At 40.5% G+C, this 20274-nt stretch carries 19 protein-coding genes; 5 read left to right on the top strand and 14 right to left on the bottom strand.

Annotated elements, in window-relative coordinates:
- Positions 1-17: 17 nt before the first annotated feature.
- From J0M37_03635 to J0M37_03615, 5 genes are all read right to left on the bottom strand, one after another.
- Entirely contained in the window at positions 18-1019 is a 1002-nt protein-coding gene (locus J0M37_03635; GenBank protein ID MBN8584161.1) for an SDR family oxidoreductase, read from the bottom strand.
- 197 nt (positions 1020-1216) lie between these two features.
- Complete coding sequence (locus J0M37_03630) at positions 1217-2122, bottom strand: NAD-dependent epimerase/dehydratase family protein (GenBank protein MBN8584160.1); 906 nt, start codon at positions 2120-2122, stop codon at positions 1217-1219.
- Between the two features lie 200 nt (positions 2123-2322).
- Entirely contained in the window at positions 2323-3393 is a 1071-nt protein-coding gene (locus J0M37_03625) for a glycosyltransferase family 4 protein (GenBank protein MBN8584159.1), read from the bottom strand.
- Positions 3394-3402: 9 nt separating this feature from the next.
- Complete coding sequence (locus J0M37_03620) at positions 3403-4596, bottom strand: glycosyltransferase family 9 protein (protein ID MBN8584158.1); 1194 nt, start codon at positions 4594-4596, stop codon at positions 3403-3405.
- Positions 4597-4692: 96 nt separating this feature from the next.
- Positions 4693-5628, bottom strand: a complete 936-nt coding sequence (locus tag J0M37_03615; GenBank protein MBN8584157.1) for a glycosyltransferase — start codon at positions 5626-5628, stop codon at positions 4693-4695.
- 156 nt (positions 5629-5784) lie between these two features.
- Here J0M37_03615 and J0M37_03610 point away from each other — a divergent pair, with 156 nt between their 5' ends.
- A complete protein-coding gene (locus J0M37_03610) occupies positions 5785-6972 on the top strand; it encodes a glycosyltransferase (protein ID MBN8584156.1) in 1188 nt (395 codons plus the stop codon).
- A 211-nt stretch (positions 6973-7183) separates the two neighbouring features.
- Here J0M37_03610 and J0M37_03605 read toward each other — a convergent pair whose 3' ends face one another.
- Positions 7184-9340 (bottom strand): T9SS type A sorting domain-containing protein, encoded by a 2157-nt coding sequence (locus J0M37_03605; protein MBN8584155.1) that lies wholly within the window; start codon positions 9338-9340, stop codon positions 7184-7186.
- 223 nt (positions 9341-9563) lie between these two features.
- A complete protein-coding gene (gene xth, locus J0M37_03600; protein ID MBN8584154.1) occupies positions 9564-10343 on the bottom strand; it encodes an exodeoxyribonuclease III in 780 nt (259 codons plus the stop codon).
- A 137-nt stretch (positions 10344-10480) separates the two neighbouring features.
- Here xth and J0M37_03595 point away from each other — a divergent pair, with 137 nt between their 5' ends.
- Entirely contained in the window at positions 10481-10882 is a 402-nt protein-coding gene (locus tag J0M37_03595) for a DUF3788 family protein (protein MBN8584153.1), read from the top strand.
- 105 nt (positions 10883-10987) lie between these two features.
- The gene (locus J0M37_03590) at positions 10988-11512 is read left to right on the top strand and encodes a hypothetical protein (protein ID MBN8584152.1); all 525 of its coding nucleotides are present in this window, start codon (positions 10988-10990) and stop codon (positions 11510-11512) included.
- 57 nt (positions 11513-11569) lie between these two features.
- Here the strand turns inward: J0M37_03590 and J0M37_03585 are convergent, their stop codons facing one another.
- The 6 genes from J0M37_03585 to J0M37_03560 form a co-directional block, all read right to left on the bottom strand.
- Positions 11570-12391 carry a hypothetical protein gene (locus J0M37_03585; GenBank protein MBN8584151.1) on the bottom strand — a complete coding sequence of 274 codons (822 nt, stop codon included), beginning with the start codon at positions 12389-12391 and terminating at the stop codon, positions 11570-11572.
- Between the two features lie 178 nt (positions 12392-12569).
- Positions 12570-12914 carry a rhodanese-like domain-containing protein gene (locus tag J0M37_03580; GenBank protein MBN8584150.1) on the bottom strand — a complete coding sequence of 115 codons (345 nt, stop codon included), beginning with the start codon at positions 12912-12914 and terminating at the stop codon, positions 12570-12572.
- A gap of 172 nt (positions 12915-13086) precedes the next feature.
- Complete coding sequence (locus J0M37_03575; GenBank protein ID MBN8584149.1) at positions 13087-15339, bottom strand: aconitate hydratase; 2253 nt, start codon at positions 15337-15339, stop codon at positions 13087-13089.
- 77 nt (positions 15340-15416) lie between these two features.
- Positions 15417-16136, bottom strand: coding sequence for a 3'-5' exonuclease (locus J0M37_03570; protein MBN8584148.1), 720 nt, complete (start codon positions 16134-16136; stop codon positions 15417-15419).
- A gap of 49 nt (positions 16137-16185) precedes the next feature.
- Positions 16186-16536, bottom strand: coding sequence for a YraN family protein (locus tag J0M37_03565; protein ID MBN8584147.1), 351 nt, complete (start codon positions 16534-16536; stop codon positions 16186-16188).
- Positions 16537-16542: 6 nt separating this feature from the next.
- Entirely contained in the window at positions 16543-17187 is a 645-nt protein-coding gene (locus tag J0M37_03560) for a ribonuclease HII (protein MBN8584146.1), read from the bottom strand.
- 171 nt (positions 17188-17358) lie between these two features.
- Here J0M37_03560 and J0M37_03555 point away from each other — a divergent pair, with 171 nt between their 5' ends.
- Positions 17359-18060, top strand: coding sequence for a ComF family protein (locus J0M37_03555; protein MBN8584145.1), 702 nt, complete (start codon positions 17359-17361; stop codon positions 18058-18060).
- A 73-nt stretch (positions 18061-18133) separates the two neighbouring features.
- Positions 18134-18949 carry a DUF3298 domain-containing protein gene (locus J0M37_03550; GenBank protein MBN8584144.1) on the top strand — a complete coding sequence of 272 codons (816 nt, stop codon included), beginning with the start codon at positions 18134-18136 and terminating at the stop codon, positions 18947-18949.
- A gap of 74 nt (positions 18950-19023) precedes the next feature.
- Here the strand turns inward: J0M37_03550 and J0M37_03545 are convergent, their stop codons facing one another.
- Positions 19024-20265 carry a hypothetical protein gene (locus J0M37_03545; protein ID MBN8584143.1) on the bottom strand — a complete coding sequence of 414 codons (1242 nt, stop codon included), beginning with the start codon at positions 20263-20265 and terminating at the stop codon, positions 19024-19026.
- Positions 20266-20274 lie beyond the last annotated feature (9 nt).

Genomic DNA, 20274 nt, shown 5'->3' with positions numbered 1-20274 from the left:
TACATACAAATATACAATCACCCTATCAGCTCTTCACTAGGATCAAAATAATGGTTATAATAAACCTTCTGCTTCGGGTCTTTAATTTCCTTTGATTCAAGCTTACCCCATATTTCAGCAGCTGCGCTGCTTATGGAGTGCTTTACCGTAAACCCAAGCTCGCTCTGTATTTTTTTGAATGACACCCTGTAATCGCGGGCATCAACACTCTCGCCTTCGATATTCACGGGTATATCCTTCCCGCTCGCACTCTTGATTCCCTTTGCAACCAGCTTTGCAACATCAGCAATAATATAATTCTGTTCTTCTGAGCCAACATTATATATCTTACCTGCTGACTGTTCTTTTTGCAATACCTTTATATACGCATCTGCAGCATCTGGCAGCGAGAGCAGCGGCCGCCACTGGTTACCGCCGAAAACATTTATCCTGCCTTCAGTATAAGCCGTCATTGTCATAGTATTTACAACAAGATCAAACCGCATACGGGGAGACCAGCCGTATAATGTTGACATTCGCATTATAACAGGCTTAAAATTCCCGTCAGCAATGCCCATAATGCTTTCTTCGCTGGATATTTTTGTTTTGGCATACAGGCTCACAGGATTCAGCGGCGCTTCCTCATCAAGTATATCGCTTCCTACTCCATAAACGCTGCATGTGGATGCATAAATGAATTTGCTGACTCCCGCCAGCTTCGCTGATGAAGCTACTACCTGCGCGGCCAGAAAATTCGTTTCAACTGTCTGCTCAGGCCTTGCTTTGCTTGCGGGATCGCCAACAACAGCGGCAAGCAGAATTACACTTTCAGTATCGCGAATAGCGGTGTTAACAGTTTCAATATTGCGGATATCGCCTTCGGTAATTTCTACCCTTTTATCGCCAGTATACTTTTCCACAGAACGCTTGCCGTAAATAAAGCTGTCCAGTATTCTGACTGAATACCCTTCGTTCAGAAGCTGCTCAGTAAGCACCGACCCAAGATATCCCGCTCCTCCAATTACTAAAACTTTATTCATTTTTTCTTCATACCCGCGTATGCGGGTATCTCAATTTTTACTGGATATATATTTACTTATCTACGAAATAACTTAGCTTTGTCAAAATATCATACCGCTCCTACGGAGCTCAATTATAACATATGATCTTTCTACAAACATTACGCTCCTAACGGAGTTGAAAAATTATTAATTATTCATTGTTAATTGATAATTGCTCATTGCACAACCGTCTTCACATACTTTTCCATAGCTTCGCGGTATGAATACTTCGGCTTCCAGCCGAGCATTCGCTCAGCTTTTTCGCTTGAAATAAACCTGCCTTTATAATTACCCATTCTGTCTTCTATGAACTTTACCCTAGCTTTTATTCCAAGTATTTCTTCAAGCGTTGTTACAATATCAATTACCCTTATAACTTCCCTGCCGTTTATATTGAATACCTGGTTCTCGCCTTCGGGTTTTAAGCAGCTTACATTGCCTTCGGCAAGATCGCGCACATAAATGAACTGCCGTGTCTGGCTTCCGGTGCCGTGAATTGTAATTTCTTCCCCTTTTAAAATTTTATCTATAAATATTGGAGTAACTGTCGCCGCTCTGGCGCGCTCACCGAATGGTATTCCGTAGCGCATTATCGTAAAATTAACACCGTAAAGATTTTTATAATTTTTACAGAACATCTCAGCGGCAATTTTTGAAGATGTGTATAAATGGTCCGGGTTCTGAGCGTAAATTGTCTCTTCGGTTATTTGTGATTCATCATCACCTTCCACGCTGCCGTAAATCCACTCAGTTGATGAAAGCAGTACGCGTCCCACATTATTTTCCCGCGCAGCTTCCAGCACGTTAATTGTGGAGTTAGATGTGTTCAGGTTAGAAACAACAGGTTCATTAAAGAATATATTCACATTTGCCTGCGCAGCCATATGATATATGGCGTCAAAACCTTTTGATGCAGCTTTGAACTTTTCAGTATCGTTAACGTCACCGGTAATATTTTCACATTTTTGCCCGTAAACCGGCGCTTCAAGGTCATAAATTACTGGTGTATGCCCCTGTTCCATCAGCACATCAACCACATGTGAGCCTATGAATCCCGCGCCGCCTGTTACCAGTATTTTCATTTAGTTACTGTAATTTTTAATTTACAACCGCTAAAATAGCCATATCTTGAAGCATTTAAAATATATTTATTTAACGGCTTTTTATATTTTATGACTGCTTTATGATTTATTCGTTCTTTATAGTCACTAAGAACTTATTTTGAACTCAAAGTAAATCACTTAATAGCTGTACTATAATACTATTTCAAACCCCGTAGGGGTCACACATGCCTTTTAAAATTTTCGATGTATTCACCCGCCAGTGCCTGCATCGAAAATCTTTTCGTAGCATTTCCTTCAATTCCCGCGGAAAGCTTTTTGATAATTTCCGGGTTTTTTATAATTTCTTCCATCTTTTCCGCAAGGCTTTCGGCTGAATTATTATAGATCATGCTGTCAACTCCATCGGTTACATACTCTCTGAACCCCGGAAGATCACTGCAAATTGCCGGCACACCTTCGCTGTAGCCAATAAGCAGCGGTCCGCATTGTGTAACCTGCCTGTAGGGCAGTATCAATACATCATTGCTGCTGTATATTGAATGTATCTTCCTGTAATCAATAAATTCATTATGAATGCTTACGTTAACAAGATTCCTTATGCGGTCAACAATAAGCTCTTCGCTGTATTTTATTCTTCCGTAAATGTTCAGCTCAAACTTAAGTCCTTTTTTTTCTAGCAGCTCCGCTGCGTCAAGCAGTGTTTCAATGCCTTTGTATCTTTCAACTGAACCGAAGAAAAAGAACCTTACCTTACCTGATGGTATTCTGGGGGGTACTTCTTCGCCGGTTTCTTTGTAATAATTTATAACCGGCAGCCTGAATACAGGCGGATAAAAACCGTGCTGCCTGTTAAATATCTCAGCCTGCGTTATGCTTGCCGCGCATATCTTCTTAAGGGCAAGCTTCATTGTCATCTTAACTGAAAAAAGCCCGTGCCTGTCGCCGCTTTCGGGGTGCAGGTCAACATCATGCATTACAACCAAAAATTTCCTCAGCAGGATATCAGCCAGCAGCACCTGGTAAACGGTCATAGTGTTGAACCATACCACATCCGGCTTCATTTTCCTGATCTTAAGTAAAAATAAAATTTCACTGATAAAGCTCAGCGGATTTCTGAATCTTCTGCGAGGAACAAATTCAGCGCTGAACTTTTTACACCACCTGTCAATTTCAATTGTAGATTCCCTTGCCTGCAGAAAGATCTGCAGGTCAATATGTTTCTTTAGCTCCTGTACAACAGTATAGCTGTGGTCTATATAGCTTTCAGAAGTGAGGTAAACTACTTTCAATTTTCAGCCTTAATTTACGTTGAAAAGTTCTGAAATATCTCCTGCAGAAAGGGTATTCATGCATGTTACGGTTTTTGAACATTTATTAAGGTAGCAGCAAAGACAATCAACTTTGTGCGAATAAACCACCCTGCCGTTGCCGAAAACATCAAGCTCTGTAAAAGATGTGGGTCCAACCACCACTATGGTATATTTGCCTAAAGCTGTTGCTATATGAAAACATAAGGAATCAGATGTAAATACTTCCTGCGCAAGTGATACTATGCAGATAAAATCTTCCATGGAGTTTTCAGTTCCGAAAAATATTATATTGCTCCTGTTAAGCTGTTTTAATTTAGCGGTGATTTCATTGTAAAACTCCCTGTCCTCATCGCCGGCAATAATGCCTATGGCAGTATCAGGGTGGCCGCTGCTTAAACTGCCCGCGAGCTCAGTATAGCCTTCGGCGGTCCATTTTTTATACTGCCAGCGGTTACCGCCGCCCAGGTTGATAAGTATCATTCTGCTGAAGCTGCCCAATGAAAATTTTTCTGAAATTTCACCTGCGCGTTTTCTTTTTTCCGCGGGCATATAAATGTACGGCTCTGAATTTTCATAATTCAGCGCGCATATTTCGTGTATTATCTGATGGTAAGTTTTAGTGTTTTGTTTTTTTACATCATCATTTATTCCCATCAGGTACCACTCATTCGCGGCGTTGTTAACCGGGTAGGGCTTGCCGTTTGCAAGCGTGTAGCCGTATGATTGCTTTGCATTGATCCTTCTCATTATTTCGCAGCTGTCGCTGCCGCTATCCAGATTTATTGCAATATCGAACGTATCATTGTAAACATGGTCAAGCTCATCGGTAGTGAAATAAATTTCATCTATCATGTCATTATCCTTCAGTACCTCGTAAGAGCGTTCCTTGGTTATCCACGTTATGTTTGAATCAATATATTTTTCCTTAAGGCTTGGCAGAACAGAAGTTGTCCGCAGTACATCGCCAACGGCATCAAGCTTAACAATAATTATCTTTTTTTCGCCTTCCGTATCATTGTGTGCCCCGGTCTGCGGGATATCCGGGAACGGCTCATTTATCCCAGGGTCCTTTTCATAATATGAACAGCTTCCGCAGAATACACCATGCTCCTTGTTAGGCTTGCATGGCCTGTCTCCGTAAAAATGCAGGCAGTCGAAATGTATTACAGGAAGCTCTATCATTGAAGTTAAAATCGTTCTGATAAAAAAAGGAATCCGGCGGCTTTGATAAGACTGCCGCGGGCGATAAATCGCCCTCGCAGAATGCGGATATCTGTACTATATATTTTTTGTTTCTTCCACTATAAATGTGGGGCGTTTACGTGTCGCATCAAAATTACGCCACAGGTACTCGCCAACAATGCCAATGCTCAGCAGAATAAGCCCGCCCGTTACAAAAATGGAGGCTATGAGCGCCGGAACTCCGAACAGTGGAGCATCCAGCAGGATTTTTCGCAGAATTATATACAGCGCCAGCAGGAATGCGGGAACCCATGTAAGCATTCCGATAAATGAGGCAATTCTTAACGGGCGCGCTGAGAAGCCGAAAAATGTATCGAATGCAAGCTTAAGCCTCTTGAAAAAAGACCACCTTGATTTGCCGTGTTTGCGCTCCCTGCGGTGATAGTTCAAAAAACGCCTTCCAAAGCCCAGCCATATTATCTGTACTGTTAAGTGCGAATTCTTTTCATCCATATCAACAAGTATCTTTGCCTGCTGTTTGTTTATCATACAAAGATCAAAACCTGTTTTGGGATACTCAGGCAGCACAAGCGCGCGGAATATTTTATAAAATGCAGCGGAAAACATTTTTGAAAGAAAAGGATCTGAGCGGCTTTGCCTTACGCACAGCACAAGGTCGCGTTTATTCCCTAAAACCCACTCATCATACATTTGCGGAATAAGCTCCGGCGGGTCCTGCAGGTCTGCAGCTAGAAAAACAACACAATCACCCGAGGCATAATTCATACCTGAGAGTATCGCAACATATGCGCCGTGATTTTTGGATAGCTTTACCAGCTTCGCTTTGGGATCCCGGGCTGAGATTTCCAGCATTACGCGGTATGACTCATCCTTCGAGCCGTCATCAACAAAAATTATTTCGTAGTCAAACTTAGCGGCATGCTCTCCCAGCACACGCGAAAGCGTGGAGTGGGTTTCTTTAAGAACATCAGCGTTATAATAGACCGGTATTACTACGGAAATTTTATCCAAGTCTTTGTTTTACACCCCAAAATTTATGTTTTTGCGTAATTTTGCAATTAATAATAAATATTTTTTTATTTATATTAAATCCTATAAAAACTGTTAAAAATCCGCTATTTATATCCGTAAACTGCTGATAAAATAAGGCTCTTTAGCTGAATCATTATGAGTAAACCCAGATTTCCGGTGTGCCACCTGCTGTATGAAGAGTATCCGCGCGACCCGAGGGTGCGCAGGTATGTTAACGCCTTAAACAGCACCGGCAGAAACTGCATAGTGGTTTGCAGCAAGAAGAAGAACGAAAAATATTTTGAAAATATTGAAGGCAACCTGGTTTACCGGATACCGGTTTCAAAAAAACGCGGAAGCTTTTTTTTAACCCTGCTTGAATATTTACTCTTCGCCTGGATATCTTCTTTCCTGCTTTTATACCTGCAGCTTCGCTACAGATTTAAGATAGTTCATGTTCATACTCTGCCTGACTTCCTGATATTTGCCGCTCTGTGGAATAAAATTTTTGGCGCGAAGTTAATTTTAGACCTGCATGAAATATTTCCTGAGCTCTATATGGCGCGCACGGGCGCGGCGTATGATTCATTCAAGGTTAACCTGCTTAAAACCGCGGAAAAATACTCCATAAAGCTTGCGAACAAAGTTATTACCATTCACGATAACGCCCGGGATATTTTTATAAAACGGAATAATTTAAGCGAAGAAAAAATTTCTGTTGTTATGAATTCCGTTGACCCGGGTGAATTCCCGAACCCCGCAAAGCCTGATGAAAATAATTTTATTATTATATATAACGGCACTATTGTAAAGCTGCTTAACCTTACAATGATAGCAGAGGCTTTGGCGAAGCTTAAAAATGAAATGCCCTCGAGTGATTTTTCTAAAATCGTGTTCCGCTTATACGGCGATGGCCCCGCCTTGAGTGAAATATTAAGCCTGGCAGATAAGCTGGGCGTTGCTGATAAGGTGCAGTATATGGGTTACCTCCAGCCCGCTGAAATGAGAAAGGAAGTTTTAAAAACCGGGGTGCTGATTCTTCCGCCGCTTAAGAATATTTACAGTGATCTTTTTTACACCATCAAGCTTATTGAAACCGTATATCTCAAAATTCCCGTAATAGCCACAAGGCTTAAAACATATTTAAGATATTACAGCGAGGATTCGCTGTTTTATTTTGATTCAGGAAGTGTTAATGAGCTTGCCGAAAAAATTAAAGAAGTGTATTATAATAAATCCCTGGTACAGCAAAAAACCTCAAGCGCCCGCGCTGACTACGATAAACTGAGCTGGGAAATTATGCGGGACAGGTATTTGGGGATTGTGGAAAAGCTATTGGTATAATTTATAATTTTTGTGTTTTTTTTTCTGTTGGCTACAAAACGGGCAGCGTTAGAGCTATAGAAGATTCGTGCAATTTGTGATATTCGTGGTTAATGTGCTGCTAAAAAAGTAGCCGCCGCATTACTGCGGCGGCCGGGGGAATGGAGAAGAACAACAACATGAAGAAAAAAACGAGGTACTAAAAAACCGTGGTACTTTATAGGTGGAAAACTTATTTTATCAAAACCATTTTTTTACTTTCACTCTTTATAACACCGTCTTTTGATGCTGCTTCGATTCTGTATATATAAACACCTGAAGCGAATTTACCGGCGTTAAAATTTTCAGTATAGTTACCTGCTGATATATCTTTATTAAGTATCACTGCAATTTCTTTTCCCGTAATATCAAATACTTTTAATGTAACCCTGCTGTTTTCTGTAATACTGAAGCTTATTTTTGTCTCCGGGTTGAACGGATTCGGATAGTTCTGCTCAAGCTTAAAATTTTGTGGTATATTGTTATTTTGTATCCCTGTCAGATTTCTTACCGGAGTGTATTTTACAATATTGTTGCAGTCAACTCCCGATGCGCTGTAAAAATCACCGTTTATTATCAGGTCATTATTAAAAACTTCCAGGGCTCTTGGCCTCAAATCTACACCATACTCAACGCTGCACCAGTTAATACTATTGAAGCGTGCCAGCTTATTTGCAATTACTCCGTTTATCCTGCTGAAATGTCCGGCTGCATAAAGCTCGTTATTACAAACTTTCAGTGAGCTGATATAGCCTCTTGAAGCATTGCATAATGCGCCGTCAGCTCCGCTGCCGGCTGCACGCCAGCTAATACCATTATACTTTGCAATATTATAGCAGAATATCTCATCCATTTTAATAAATGAACCGCCGGCATAAAGCTCATCATTGTAAACTTCAAGTGTATATATTGCCTTCTCACCGCCAAGAACACCGGTGCCTGCGGGCTGCCATTTATAACCGTCCCATTTTGCAATACCGCCTGCGGGTACACTGCTTGCAGTTGTAAAATCACCTGCGGCATAAAGCTCACCGCGGTAAATACAGAATGTGTAGACCGGTCCGTTCATTCCTGAGCTCATCGGGCTCCACTCGTTTCCGTCCCACATTGCCACCGATGGCGTTATTACGCTTCCTCCGGCTGTTGTGAACCAGCCTCCGGCAATCAGCTTGCCGTCAAATTCAATAAGTGTGTTAACTATATTATCAAATCCTCCGCCAACACTTTGCCAGGATATACCATCCCATTTTGCAATATATTTTGCTTCAACGCTTCCGGCTGAATCAAAATATCCTGCAGCATAAAGGCTGCCTTTGTATCCGGCGAGCCCAAGCGCTTCATGGTTCAATCCTCCGCCAAGCGGTTCCCATGTACTGCCATCCCATGCGGCAATGCATCTTGCGTCCGTTCCGCCCGCTAAATTAAAATATCCCGTATTGATAAGCCTATTGTTCCACACGGTCATAGCAGTTGAAAAATGCTCAGCATAGTATTCCATTCCGTTATTGCTGTACCAGTATTGCGTTCCGCTGCCAAGTGCTGTGAACCTTGAGTTCACCGGGTTATCAAACGCACTCCACTCGGGGTCGCATGAATCTACTGACGGCATAAAGCCAAGCATCAGGTGCGATACGCCGCATGTTGAGCTGCCCGGGTATGATCTATCGGAATAAAAATATGTAAGTGAGTCTCTTGCTATCTGTCCGCCGCCTTCATTGAAACCGTAGTTTACAATTGTATTGGCATTTGCATTTATTTTAAGCGAGGCAATTGAACCTTTGAACCATAAGGATGAAAGGTTCACTGATTGCGGCCCGTACTGCGCAAAGAAGCCTGCGTTTCCGACTGAAAATGCGCAGTTATCTGCCATGCTGTTATATGTAAAATCACTGTATGTATTTGTCAGTGCACCGTCAACATATGTTTGGAGGGTTAAACCCTGTTTGCTGTATTTGATATCGTATTTATGCCATGATGTATCTGAACCAAGCTGGAAGATCCTTTTCCAGCTGTTGTTGATATATATGCTTAAATAACCTGATTCATTTGTATTGTATCCAACTATCCAGCCGGCAGAACGGTATTTACCGAAAATATACATAGCCTTATATGGCTGAGCTATTTTTAATTCTGCTGAAATGGTAAAACTATCTGTGCTGTTATACGGAAACTCGAGCTGGTTAAGATCGTCTGTTCTTAAAAAGTCACCCTTGCCGTCAAATGTAATATAACCGTCAATATAGGGAGATGGAGGCAGGCTGGAATTTAGAAGCGGGTCACAACCTACCTGTGCTGCAGTTTTAAATGTAAATAATGAGAATAGAATTATTATAAATATAAAGGTTTTCATTTCTGATTTTGTTTTTCTTCCCTCAAATATTACGGTATAAATGTTCATTTGTTATAGCTTATATCGTTAATTATTCCCCGATTCAAAAATAGGGTATATGGTTAGCGATTACTATACCGTGATTAGGGTAGCAATAGACAAATTCTGCCTATCTCTATGTTTTTATAGTGTTTTAATTATGACGTAAAGGGATTACTTCGAAGTTAAAATATTAAGTTACATATTATGCTTTTATGACCAGCTCAATCGGGCAGTGGTCGCTTCCCATTATTTTGGAATGGATCTTAGCGTCAGTTACCATTGAGCGCATTTCTTTGGTGATCATAAAATAATCAATTCTCCAGCCAACGTTTCGTTCACGGGCGCGGGTTATCTGGTCCCAATAAGTATATTGTTCCGGCTTATCATTAAACTCTCTGAAGATATCTATATAGCCCATATTAATAATAGTATCTATCCATGCTCTTTCTTCCGGAAGGAATCCAGTGTTCTTTGAGTTTTCTTTCGGGCGGGCAAGATCAATTTCCTTATGAGCTGTATTATAGTCACCGCAAATGATTATGTTCTTCTGCTTCTTGCGTTTTTTTTCAATGTTGAAAAAAAGTTCATTATAGAAATCGAGCTTATATTTTACTCTTTCGGGTCCCCTGCCGCCGTTCGGGAAGTAAACATTATATATAGTGAAATCCTTGAAATCAGTTTGCAGTACGCGTCCTTCGTTATCGTAATATGGATTGCCGAACCCTTTTTTGAAATCAATCGGGGGAATTTTTGAATACGTGGCAACTCCTGAGTATCCCTTTTTTTCGGCTGAGAAAAATTCACTCCAGCAGCCGCAGTATTTTTTGATCTCATCATCAAGCTGTTCAGCTTGAGCCTTTGTTTCCTGCAGGCATAAAATATCAGGCGAGGTTTTTTTGAACCATTTCGGGAAATCCTTTTTCCAGATCGCTCTTATACCGTTAACATTCCAGCAGAATATTTTTATCTCTTTTTTTGCCATATTATTTGCGCAGTACCCGCGAAAGCGGGTATCCATTTACCTAATTTGTAATTATTTTTATGATGTAAGCGCAAAATTAATTGTTTGTCTTCAAAATTCATAGATTAAAATTCGTGTAAATTATGCAAAGCATATTTATGGATAAGGGCAAAATGCCCGGTGAAGCTGAACTGAAATCAGCATTAAGCAAAACCTACCCTTACTGGAAAACGATTGAAGAATTCACATTAAAAGCAGAACCTGCAGCAAAAGGCAATTGGCATTTTTCAGGCGCAAAGTTTGGGTGGAGTTACAGGATAAGTGATAATAAACGGGTGGTTATTTACCTGCTGCCGCGGGATAAATTCTTTAAATGTGCAATTGTCTTTGGTGGTAAAGCTTATGATGCGGTTATGGAAAGTGATGTATCAGCTGAAATTAAAAATGAGCTGAAAGCAGCGAAGCCGTATGCTGAGGGAAGGGGTATAAGGCTTGATGTAAAAAGTAAGGCTATAATTGATGATCTTATGGTGCTGGTAAAAATAAAAATCAGGATTTAACTATCTTTTTGTCAAAAAATTAGCACGGTTTAAAAAATAGTAATGTGAGGGCAAACTCTACTAATGATTTATCGTCAACATTGTTCAATTTAATACTCTAAAAAAATGAAAATTCAGTCAAATTCCTTGTTTCAAGAAATGATGAAAGGATATAAATTACCTGATAATTTTTCATTTGGAGTGAAACTGCCTGAAGAAATCAAAGGTATTCTTAACGATCAAATTTTAATAAATGATTTAGGCATTACTTTAAAAAAATTTAAAAATCTAAAACCAGCACCTGATAAATCTGAAAATAAGTCTATAGTTGAAGATTCGCATAATCATTTTCATGTAGATTGGTATATTAAAAACCCAACCAACAAAAAAGTATTTATGTTGGGAGTAAAAACCCTTTATTTATTGGCAGAAAAGTTCGAAAATAATAACGTAAAAGGTGTTAGATTTTGGTATTCATTTCAAACTCCTGAGCTTGGAAAACTATTTGATAAATCTTTAAAAATAGAAGACGATGGAATGCACTATATTAGTGACCGTTTAAGCTTTTATACTAGAAGAAAAGGTGAGGAGATAGTTAGCATTAATAAATACAAAAAATCTTTCTGGGCAATATTAATTATAGATATATAGGCTCTTAATGCTTTAATTCGTGTTATTTGTGAAATTCGTGGCTGATCTTTTGATTCTTTACCTCTTCGAAAATCCCCGTTTAATAGCTTTAAATCCACTATCTAGAAAATTATTTATCAGCGCGGCCTGCTCTTCGGCTGTAGTTTTTTCTATGATGGCTTCATAAGTCAATAAAAGCCCCTGCCAGGCGGAATCATGCAGATGCGCGCCTTCGGGTATATCGAGCGTATTCATTTTTCTGAGCTCAGGATAAATTGTCATATACACATAGGGCAGCTCATACATTTCATCACCGTTAGATACACCAATGCCCATTTGTTCATCGCTCTCATCTATCTTCCGCCCGCTGAACCACTTGAATGCATTATCAAAGTGATGCGGCCAGAGGCAAATCTGTGACTTAATGCCGTCGCTGAAAGGAATGCCTTTATGGAAGGAATTCAGTAACTCAGAAAAATTCACAAATTGCTTCAGAAATTCTTGCGCTGATTCCGGGTCAATTTCAATTTTGCGTTCATTATCAAACTCACCCGCTGTTACATTCGGTGTTATGCCAAACTCTGCTTTTAAAACATCAAGTACTTCAGCGCAAAGTTCACTCAGAGTTTTACCTGTAACTGTAACCGATGCATAACGGTTCTTATTATCCGCAATTTCTACTGCAAGTATTTCAGCATTGAAGCCGATTTCCAGTTCATTTAATGCATTCATAGGGGGCGTGCAGAATCCCTTAATTACAACGCTCAGCCATAAATTGTCATTTTTTGCTATAGGCTGAACAAACGTTTCACGAAGCCTGCCTATAAGCTTCGCAACGGAGTGGATCCTCCGCCTGGTCTTAACATACTGCTGCTCCTGTAATAATGGGAAGTTTTGCATTATTTCAAATTAAAAGAAATGGATGAATTAATACTTTTTCCAAAAACCGGCTGCATTATTCTACGTTTCATGTTTGACATTTGACGTTTCACGTTTCGCGTTCACGCGCTTTGTGCTGGCTCCGCTCACCTGCATGGCGGAATCTCATTTGACATTTGAGCTTTGTCATTTGTCATTACTATCTCACTACCGGCATGCCTGCTGATTTCCAGTGTTCAATTCCGCCTTTAAGATTATACACCTTCTCAAATCCCATGCTTTTCATCTGCTTTACCGCGCCAACGCTCCTTGAGCCCGATGCGCAATAGACCAAATACGATTTGCTCTTATCCAGCTTATCCAGGTATGCTTTAAACCCGCTTGATGTATAGCTCATATTCTGCGCGCCTTTTATTTTATCACCGCCAAACTCAAACGCGCTGCGCACGTCAAGTATCACTGCATCTGGTTCATTTGAAAGCTCGCTGAACTTTTCAGGTGTAACATCTTCTGAGGTACTTTTAGGACCGCTTAAGAAGAACATATACACAAAGACCAGAACTGCTGCAACCGCTATTGCTAATATTACCTTATTGTTCAAATTTTTTTACCCGTATAACGGGCATCCTTTAAATTACTGGTTTATAAATTGAACAACCGCTGCTGATTGTTGTATTCTGCGATTAATCCCGGTGTTATTTGTTATCTGCTGTTTGTTATTTGCTCTCAGTTTTCTTCGCCATCAAATTCAGCGCACTGCCTACTTTGAACCAGTCGATCTGCTGCTGGTTCATTGTATGGTTCAGTATTATTTCATCAGCCGTTCCGTCTGAATGCCGCAGCGTCATCTTAACCTGGCTTCCGGGCGCAATATCTTTAACATCAAGGTCAATTTTATCATCTTCCCTTATCTTATCATAATCCGCCGGATCTGCAAAAGTAAGCGGCAGCATACCCTGTTTTTTTAAATTGGTCTCATGTATCCTTGCGAAAGATTTTACAATTATCGCCTTGCCGCCAAGATGTCTTGGCTCCATAGCAGCATGTTCACGTGATGAACCCTCGCCGTAATTTTCTTCGCCAACTACAACCCAGGGTATAAAATTAGCTTTATAATGTCTGGCAACGTTGGGTACTTCATCATAGTTTCCGGTAAGGTGGTTTTTAACGTGGTTGGTTTTATCATTGTATGCGTTCACCGCGCCTATGAACATGTTGTTTGAAATATTATCAAGATGTCCCCTGAAACGCAGCCACGGACCAGCCATAGAAATATGGTCTGTGGTACATTTACCTTTTACTTTAAGAAGCAGGTTCATATTCTTAAAATCCTTTTCGTAATCAGGGTGAACAAACGGGAAAAGTCTCTGCAGACGCTTGCTGTTCGCGTCGATCTCAACGTTTACTGCTGAACCATCGGCTGCAGGAGCAACATAGCCGTTCACACCTTTTAAATACCCGTTCTTAGGAAGCTCATCTCCCTTTGGCTCGGCAAGCTTCACGTCTTCGCCTTTGCTGTTCTTTAATGTATCGGTTAACGGGTTAAAAGTAAGCTTGCCCGCAAACGCAAGCGCTGTCACTATTTCGGGGGAAGCAACAAAAGCATTTGTTGCGGGATTCCCGTCATTACGTTTTGAAAAATTCCTGTTATATGAAGTTATAATTGAATTCTTCTCTCCTTCCTTAACATCATGACGCTTCCACTGTCCGATACACGGACCGCATGCGTTTGCAAGCACCAGCCCGCCGACCTTTTCAAATATTTCAAGCTGGCCGTCGCGCTCAATAGTAGCGCGTATTTGTTCTGAGCCCGGTGTAATTGTAAATTCTGATTTAACCTTAAGCCCCATTTCCAGTGCCTGCTTGGCTACCGAGGCTGAACGCTCCATATCTTCATATGAAGAGTTAGTACAGCTTCCTATGAGCGCTACTTTAAGCTCTTCGGGGTATTCCTTTTCCTTAACTGCCTGTGCAAATTTTGAAATTGGCCATGCAAGGTCCGGTGTAAATGGACCGTTTATGTGCGGCTCCAATTCGCTTAAGTTTATTTCAATTACCTGGTCATAATATTTATCACTGCCTTCATCGGGTCTAAGATAGTCTGCAATTTCGTTGGCAAGCTTACCCACCTCTTCCCGCTCAGTTGCGGCAAGGTATTCGTACATCTTTTTATCATATGCAAACAGCGATGTTGTCGCACCTATTTCAGCGCCCATATTACAAATGGTACCTTTACCCGTGCATGAAATGATATCTGCGCCTTCGCCAAAGTATTCAACAATAGCGCCTGTGCCGCCTTTTACTGTTAGTATTCCGGCAACTTTAAGTATAACATCTTTTGGTGAGGTCCATCCGCTTAATTTACCTGTTAACTTTACGCCGATCAGCTTGGGGAATTTTAGCTCCCACGGCATGCCTGCCATAACGTCAACTGCGTCAGCGCCGCCAACGCCAATTGCTATCATACCAAGTCCTCCGGCATTCGGCGTATGTGAATCAGTCCCTATCATCATACCGCCCGGGAAAGCGTAGTTTTCAAGTACTACCTGGTGTATAATTCCGGCGCCGGGCTTCCAGAATCCTATTCCGTATTTATTGGAAACACTTGCGAGGAAGTCATACACTTCTTTATTTTCGTTCTCTGCATTCAGCAGGTCTTTCGCTGAGCCAATTTCTGCCTGTATGAGGTGGTCACAATGCACCGTTGAAGGTACCGCAACCCTGGGAATACCCGCAGACATGAACTGCAGAAGCGCCATCTGAGCTGTTGCATCCTGCATAGCTACTCTATCGGGTGCGAACTCAACAAAATCCTTGCCGCCTGTATACGGCGTTACCGTTTCATTCCATAAATGAGCATATAAGATTTTCTCTGCATATGTCATTGGCCTGCCAAGAACTTTTTTGGCGGCATCTACCTTTGCTTTGAATCCTGAATAGACTTTTTTAATTAGATCCAGATCGAACATTTAATAATCCTTTGCTTTGTCATTCCTGCCAAAGCAGGAATCTTAATAAATTTATGTGATAACTCTGATAAACTTTTTTAATTTGTAAAACTTATATTTTCCGGCTTAAGAAGTTCCATACCCTTGAACTTAAGCAATAATTGCGCATCTGTAACAACATCTTTCATGCAGTAATTTTTTATTCGCTCAAGGTCTTTTTCCAGCCAGTATGTGCTCCAAACCTGGCTTCCGTCAATATCATCCTTTGGTGATTCTATCCCGAATACTGCTGCCAGCAGGTTAAGCGAAGTAAAGCTTTTGTAATCACCGAATTTCCACATATCCATAGTATCAATTAACTGAACCTCCCACGGCTTTTTGCCTGCATTATCAAGCAGGTAAGGTATTGGCAGCCCGTTTATTAAGCACCGGCGTGCAATGTACGGAAAGTCAAACTCTTTGCTGTTATGCCCGCATAATAAATGTTCGTCAGTGCTGAAGCTTCTGTTAAGTGTTTCGCTGAAATCTTCAAGCAGCTTTTTTTCATCATCACCGTAGAATGCCTTCACCTTGAACTGCAGACCTGATCCGTTTTCAAAAAAATAACCGGCGCAAATACAGATTATTTTCCCGAACTCGGCATAAATGCCCGCGCGCTGGTATAAGCCTTCGGGTGTTAGACCCTCCTTGATATCACGCGCCATCTTTTTCTTCCATAGCTCTTTCCACTCTACCGGAAGCTCCTCATAGGAAGCATACTGCGGCACAGTTTCTATATCAAGTACCAGTATATTTTTCAGGCTTATTCTGTCCAGCATTTATTAATTATTTTTTTGACATTTGAGTTTTGTCATTTGAAATTATGCTTTAAAAAGCATTCTCAATATGATCTATCTTTGCCTTTCCGTCAGCTATCATTATAGCCGCAACATCAAACCGTTTTTCATAGTTTTCAAAACCCGGTGTTATCATTAAAAAGCCTTCGGCTGATTTTACCATCTGCTGCTGTTTTTTCGGGGTAATGGATTCCTGCGGTTCGCCGAAATTTTTATTTCGCCTGGTTTTTACTTCAACAAACACCAGCACCCTGTTTCTTTCATCCTTCACTATCAGGTCAGTCTCAGCGCGTTCAAATCGGTAGTTTTCAGCAACAACTTCAAAGCCAAGCGATTCAAAATATTCCTTTGCAATTGCTTCGCCCGTTCTGCCCAGCTTCATAACAAATTACAGGTTAAGTGATAACTGTTCAGCAGCTTTCAGCTTAAATGACCTTCTGTGTATATCCGTATAGCCAAACTCCAGTATTTCTTCCAGGTGAGCCGATGTACCGTAACCCTTATGCGATGAAAATGCGAAGTTGGGATAGGTTTTTTCGTATTCACACATTATCCTGTCACGGGTAACCTTGGCAATTATTGATGCCGCTGCAACCGAAAAGCTTTTTTCATCGGCTTTTATCACGTTCCTTACTTCGGCTGCGGGGTTTATATAAAAATTCCCGTCAGCTATAATTATACCCGGCGTTTCGCAAAGACTTCCTACAGCAGTATTCATTGCGACTTTTGTTGCATTAAGGATATTTACCTCGTCTATCTGCCTGTTATCAATTATTCCAACGCCCCAGCTTAAAGCATAAGTGATAATTTCTTCGTAAAGATTTTCACGCATTTTCTTTGTTACTTTTTTTGAATCGAAAACCCCCTCTATATAAACATCATCACCAAAAATTACAGCAGCAGCAACTACCGGTCCCGCAATAGGTCCCCGTCCTGCTTCATCAAGCCCGCAAAGCAATCCTTTGCCTTCGCCCCTTATGGCGTTATCGTATTCAATTAATTCCCGGGTTCTTATGGATGGTGTTTTAGCCATTTTTGGTAAATGCCTCTGTAAATTTTAACAGAAGGCAGCTCTCGAGGTGATTTTTTGCGTAAAACTTGAATTTATAATTTTTACTTTGAATTTAAAATTCAAAAAGTTATCTTACCGTGCTGTTTTTAAAGAGTTTTTATAAATTTAACCATGAAATGATTTACCCAAATTGTGTTTAAAAGTTTATTAAACGGACTCCTTGATTTTATCCTGCCAAACACTTGTTTGGCTTGTGAAGCGCCGATTAACGGTGAGCAAAAATACCTCTGCGGCAAATGTTACGGAAGCCTGGAAAAATATAATGAAGTTCACCCCTGGCAGGCTGAGAAGATCTCTGCGGGAATAATAGATAATTCCGCGAGTGTTTTCTGGTTTCGCGAAGCAACAGCAATTCAGCAGCTTTTTCATGCGCTCAAATATCAAAAAATTAAGAAAGCAGGAATAATGCTGGGTGAAGAGATCGGAAAGCTGATCACCCCGGCTTGCAAAAATGAGTTTGAGCTCATCATCCCTGTGCCGCTGCACAAAGCTAAGTACCGCGATAGAACTTACAATCAGAGTGAATATATAGCGGCGGGAATAAAAAATATACTTTCAATTGAAGTAATAAACGATGCACTCATACGCTCACGGTTCACTCCAACGCAGACCCGGCTTAACAGATCAGAAAGAAGGGAAAATGTCAGCGGAGCTTTCAGCATAAACCCCGCACATAAAGGAAAGATCTCCGGAAAAAATATTATACTTACAGATGATGTTATTACTACTGGTGCAACTATACTTGAATGCGCCGCCGAGCTAAAGAATGCCGGATGCGGAAAGCTGTGGATATGTTCAGCAGCTTATGCGGAGCTTAAAATTAATGTTGTATAATCTTTTTTTAGCTCTTTGGGGTGAATTTTTATTATTGTTATATTTGTAAAACCTCTAAATTAATTTTACCATAATGAAATATATAATTCTTGTACTGTTTGTTGCGGTATTCATTACATCCTGTTCAAAGAAGGATGATACAAAAACAACGGATGGTAAAAAAACAGAAGATTTCAAGCCTACTGATGAAGACCTGAAGTTTTCTGATAAATCACTGCTTAAATCATACAACAACTGCTCACCTAACGATACCTGCACTTATTTTAAAGTGGATTATATTGAAGCTGTTTCCGGAAAAAATAAAGATAAAGTAAATAAATTTATTACCGGGATTTTAAACAGAGGAGTTACGTTTGGCGATACTGTGCTTACAACCGTGCAGGCGGCTGCTGATTCGTTCATAACGCAGTATACCGCATTCAGAAAAGAAAATCCCGGCACTGCGCAGTACTGGTACCTTGAGCTGAATGTATCAGCGAACCAGGACCACAAAAAGCTGATTAGTTTATCCTCGGGAAGCTCTTCATTTATGGGCGGCGCGCATCCAAACAGCTACCTCCAGTATTTTAATATAAGCAGGGAAACCGGCGATACGCTTTCACTGGGCAATATCTTTGCGGCGGGATTTGAAAAAAAACTTAATGAGCTTATCGATGCATCATTCCGCAAAGCTAACAATATTCAGCCGGGTGAAAACCTGACGGATAAAGGCGGTTTGTTTGATAATAAGATCACATTTAACTACAACTGGAAGGTAAATAAAGATGGCAGCCTTACATTCTATTATAACCCGTATGAAATTGCGCCGTATGCTGCAGGACCCATCGAGGTTACTTTGACTAAAGCAGAAATAACACCGCTGCTTTCTGAGAACAGTCCCCTGAAATAAATATAAAACCAAACATTGTTCAATAAATAAGGAGGCTTTTATAGCCTCCTTTAGTTTTTAATACAGTATTAAAACTAATCAAACTTTTCTTCATACCTGCTTTTCTTAAGGAAATTCCCGAAATCTTCTACTTCTATAATATCTTTAACTGCCTGCTGTTTATCTTCTGCGTTTTCATAATATGCTTCGCATATTTTATAGCCTATAAAATATCCCAGATCGCTGGGCCTGCCTATGGAATTTTCTCCTGAATACAGCCACCTGGTAAACCCGGTACCGTTCATTTCTTTTTTAAATTCTTTCCACAGCCCTTTTTCATATTTATTACCGTATTCGTAATGAGGTGCAGTCATTTCTTTTCCTGTTATCAAATATGTAATAAAGTCACAGGCGCCTTCTAAGATCGCAGCTTCAAGCAATGATTCTGAGCCCGTCACCTGCAGTGTGTGAATGGATTCATGCAACACGATCTTTTCTATATTGCTGAAATCGCCAATATTGCCTTTAAGCCAGGTATTTAGCTCATCCTTTGGTGAATTTTCATCAGCACACATCATTTCTGCGCCGATTAAAAGCATTCTCCCCGAAACAGTGCCGCCGGTGTTGAAACACCCAATAGTAAAATAAATATCAGGGTAGTAAACATCAGGATATATCTCTTTGAGCTTAAGCATATATTTCCTAAGCTTATCTTTAATTCCATCAAGCTTTAAAGTGTTGCTCCTTATTGATTCAAGATAACGGGGGTATGCTTTAAGGACTTTTTCCATTTCTTTGGGGTTTATAACCCGTCTTTTAGTAAATGCATCCAGTCCCGCGCTTTTTTTGGCAAAATACAGATTTGAAATGTCATCTATACTCCCGCTCATTTTATAAACATCGTACATTTCCCAAAAATTAGTGATATCGCCTGTAACTATTTTCATATTGCTGATATCTTTTCGCTTTTCAAGATTAGCCTGCAGCTTTTCCATCAGCCTCTTCCACCTCTCATCGCTCCGCATTTTCTCAAGGTCGCTGTCCCTGGAAATCCATCTTACGTTTTCGTATCCAAGCTGCGGCAGAAGCTCCAGCTTCGCAAAAGCATCGTCAGCTCTGTTCAATAAAGAATAAACACAGGCGGCATTGTATATCACATCTGTGTTCTGTGGGTCTAGTTGAAGTGATTGCTCGTATTTACTTACGCTGCTTTCATATTCTTTAAGGTAATAAAGAGAATCGCCCTGTTTTGATAAATAAGCAGCATCCTGGGAAAGCAGATTAATATTCTGAAAAATAACAAGAACAAATATTGCTGATAATGTTTTTATCTTCATCTTTAAATT

This window comes from Ignavibacteria bacterium, assembly GCA_017303675.1.
Taxonomy (GTDB): Bacteria; Bacteroidota; Ignavibacteria; order Tepidaquicellales; family OLB5; genus OLB5.
The sequence above is the reverse complement of the archived record's forward strand: the minus strand, read 5'-3'. Positions and strand labels throughout refer to the sequence as shown.